Source organism: Pseudomonas sp., from assembly GCF_037994325.1.
Taxonomy (GTDB): Bacteria; Pseudomonadota; Gammaproteobacteria; order Pseudomonadales; family Pseudomonadaceae; genus Aquipseudomonas.
The window spans coordinates 1-3424 of sequence record NZ_JBBNAH010000274.1 but is presented as its reverse complement, the minus strand read 5'-3'; the positions used below and the strand labels follow the sequence as shown (position 1 = coordinate 3424).

The following is a 3424-nucleotide window of genomic DNA, read 5'->3' as shown; positions in this document are numbered from 1 at the left end:
CCTTCTACCAGTTCAACTGGAAAGAGTCGGCTATCGACCCGGTGGGTACTTACTTCTCCGAGACCGACCTGTTTGCCGATGGTGGCAATACCGCGTATTCCGCTCAGCCTGCACTGGCTGCCGTTGCTCCGTTCTACAACTCGCTTAGCCCCTTAGGTGTTGGCGGCTTGGTTGGCGGTCGCAATATCAGTGCCGACGGCACCATTAAGGTGGCCTCCGTAGGTCCGGACATCAACGCGAAAAACGATGGTCAGTACGGTATTGCTTTCCGGTACATCGCCGAAGAGCTGAACTCCACTGAGTTCGGTGCCTACTTTGTTAACTACCACGCTAAAGAGCCGACCATCGCTGCTGACTTGGGTCGTTACGCGGGTTTGACCGCAGCTAACACCACGGCCATTGCCGGCGCCATTACACCGGCGATCACCAACGCCGTGGCTTCTCAGTACGCTGCTCGTTTCGGCTATGCCAACGCCAACGCCTTCCTTGCTGCCCTGCAAGGCGGCACAACACCTCCAGGTGTCGCAGCGGCATTCAGTAACTCCGTCGCCTCAAGCGTTACCCAAGCCGCTGGCGGCATCATCACTGCCGACGTAGCCAACCAAGTAAACGCTCACCGTGAGTATTCTGAAGATATCCGTATGTACGGCTTCAGCTTCAACACCACGCTTGGCGATGCTTCGGTATTCGGTGAATTGGCTTACCGCCCGAACCTGCCAATCGGCATCGCCACCACTAACGACCTGCTGGGCGATTTGCTGCGTCAAGCTCCGGCACTGGCGCGTAACCAGACGGTGAACATTGGCGGTCAGCAAGTTGCACTGGGCGACGAGATCCATAACGTCGAGCGCGTAGAAGCGTTCAACACCTCGTTGGGCACCATCTACAACTTCGGCCCTGTTGCGACCTTCGACTCTCTGTTCGGCGTTGCTGAATTGGCTTCCGAGCACCTGCGTGGCAGCGACCTGAAGTACACCGACTTCCAAGGCAACACCCGTTACTACTCCGGCCGTGGCAACACCTCGTATATCTCTGGCGGTGACCGCGACGACCAGGTCAACAAAAACGCTTACGGCTACACCTTGGTGCTCTCGGGTACCTGGAACGACGTATACGCCGGCGTAAACGTTTCCCCGTACGTTGTCTACAAAGACGACTTCGAAGGTAACTCGTACCAGACCGGTAGCTTTATCGAAGGTCGCAAGGCTTACACCGTTGGTGTTAAAGCCAGCTACCTGAACAGCCTGGAAGGCGAGTTGGCCTACACCGAGTTTTCCGGTGGTGGCCAGAACAACTCCAGCCGCGACCGCGACAACATCGGCGTCAACGTTAAGTACTCGTTCTAACACCCTCTATAAAAGAAGCCGGGCGCCTACGGGCGCCTGGACGATGATTGACCACGGAGAATCAAGATGCTGAAAAAGCACACGCTGATTAGTGCAGCGATCGCCCTGGCGTTGACCGCCGGTAGCGCGTTTGCCGCTGTTTCGTCTTCGGAAGCTGCAAAGCTGGGCACTACCTTGACGCCGTTCGGTGCGGAAAAAGCCGGTAACGCGGCAGGCACCATTCCGGCCTGGACCGGTGGCATCACCAAGGCCCCGGCCGAGTACAAAACCCCAGGCCAGCACCATGTTGATCCGTTCGCCGGCGACAAGCCGCTGTTCACCATCACCAAAGCCAACATGGATCAGTACAAGGCCAACCTGACCCCAGGTCAGATCGCCATGTTCAATGCCTACCCAACTGACTACCAGTTGCCGGTGTACCCGACCCGTCGCTCCGGCTCCGCGCCGCAGTGGGTTTACGACAACACCTTGAAGAACGCCACCACCGCCAAGCTGCTGGACGGCGGCAACGGTTTTGCTGACGCCTACGGCGGCATCCCGTTCCCGATTCCGCAAAACGGCGTAGAAGCCGTGTGGAACCACATTGCGCGCTACCGCGGTACTTACATTGTGCGTCGCGCCTCGGAAGTCGCTGTGCAGCGCAATGGCGACTTCACCTTGGTGACCTCGCAGCAAGAAGCGCTGTTCCGTTTCTACGACCCGAAAAGTAACTACTCGGATCTGAACAACATCCTGTTCTACTACCTGTCCTTTACCAAGAGCCCGGCACGCCTGGCTGGCGGCGCGGTACTTGTTCACGAGACCCTGGACCAGGTTAAAGAGCCACGTCAGGCCTGGGGTTACAACGCCGGTCAGCGCCGCGTACGTCGCGCGCCAAACCTGGCCTACGACACCCCGATCGCTGCTGCTGACGGCCTGCGTACCGCCGATGACACCGACATGTTCAACGGCTCGCCAGACCGCTACGACTGGAAGCTGATCGGCAAGAAAGAAATCTACATTCCGTACAACAACTACAAGATCAGCGCGCCGGACGTGAAGTACGCCGACCTGCTGAAAGTGGGCCACCTCAACCCGGCTTACACCCGCTACGAACTGCACCGTGTGTGGGTAGTAGAAGGCACCTTGAAAGCGGGCGCGCGCCACATCTACTCCAAGCGCGTGCTGTTCCTCGACGAGGACAGCTGGCAAGCAGCGGAAGTGGACCAGTACGACGGCCGTGGTGAACTGTGGCGCGTATCGTTGGCTTACCTGAAAAACTTCTACGAGCTGCCGACCACCTGGACTGCCTTGGACGTGTTCCACGACCTGCAAGCCCGTCGTTACCACGTACAAAACCTCGACAACGAAGAGCCGACCACCATCGACTTCAGCCAGCCGATTCCAGACGACGGCTACTTCAAGCCAGCCGCGCTGCGTCGTCGCGGTACCCGTTGATCTAAACCGCCCTGCGGCCTAAACCGTAGGGTGTGCTATGCGCACCGGGGCAACCGTATTGACCCCTGATGCGCGCAGCACACCCTACGGTTTTTGCGTTTCTGCGCCGGGCGTTGCGCGGCTTTTGTAGAGTGTGCTGTGCGCACCAAGCGGTTTGCTGGCAGGCCGCCACGGTGTGCACAGCACACCCTACCGGCCGTTCGGCGTGATTGTGGTGTAGGCAATGCATCGCGGGTTGTGTAGTGTTCGCCAAAGGCCGCTACAGCTGTAGCGGCCTTTGTGTATCAGGGGTATCTATCCTGATGCATCAGAGGTGCCTATAACGTGTCAATCACGCGGGTTTGCCTTAACAAAACATAACGTCTCGTCGATTGTCAGACCTTTCGAAAGCTGGATAGGATAGGCGGCCTGCTAAAAGGCTGATATCCCATAACAATAAAGGGGAAAGGTGTATGAGTGAGCCCGTCATGCGGCGCACCCAGTCTGGTGAAGCTAAGCAACTCCGCACACCAGCGTTCCGCTTCCACTCGCCGCTGGCTAACGTGCTTTCGCTGTGTAGTGTGTTGTCCGTACTGAGTTTCGTGGCACCGTTGCCCGCGCAAGCGGCGACCGACGACTCGGCCACCGTCTACTCGATCCCA

At 58.3% G+C, this 3424-nt stretch carries 2 protein-coding genes and 1 pseudogene; all 3 read left to right on the top strand.

The genetic code is table 11. The features are described 5' to 3' along the window. Positions 1–1346, top strand: a 1346-nt coding sequence (locus AAAB16_RS09220; protein ID WP_340663068.1) for a DUF1302 family protein, incomplete at its 5' end; no start/stop codon positions are given. Positions 1347–1412: 66 nt separating this feature from the next. Next, the gene (locus tag AAAB16_RS09215) at positions 1413–2783 is read left to right on the top strand and encodes a DUF1329 domain-containing protein (protein ID WP_340663067.1); all 1371 of its coding nucleotides are present in this window, start codon (positions 1413–1415) and stop codon (positions 2781–2783) included. A gap of 452 nt (positions 2784–3235) precedes the next feature. Then, a pseudogene (locus AAAB16_RS09210) lies at positions 3236–3424 on the top strand (hypothetical protein); the annotation flags it as partial.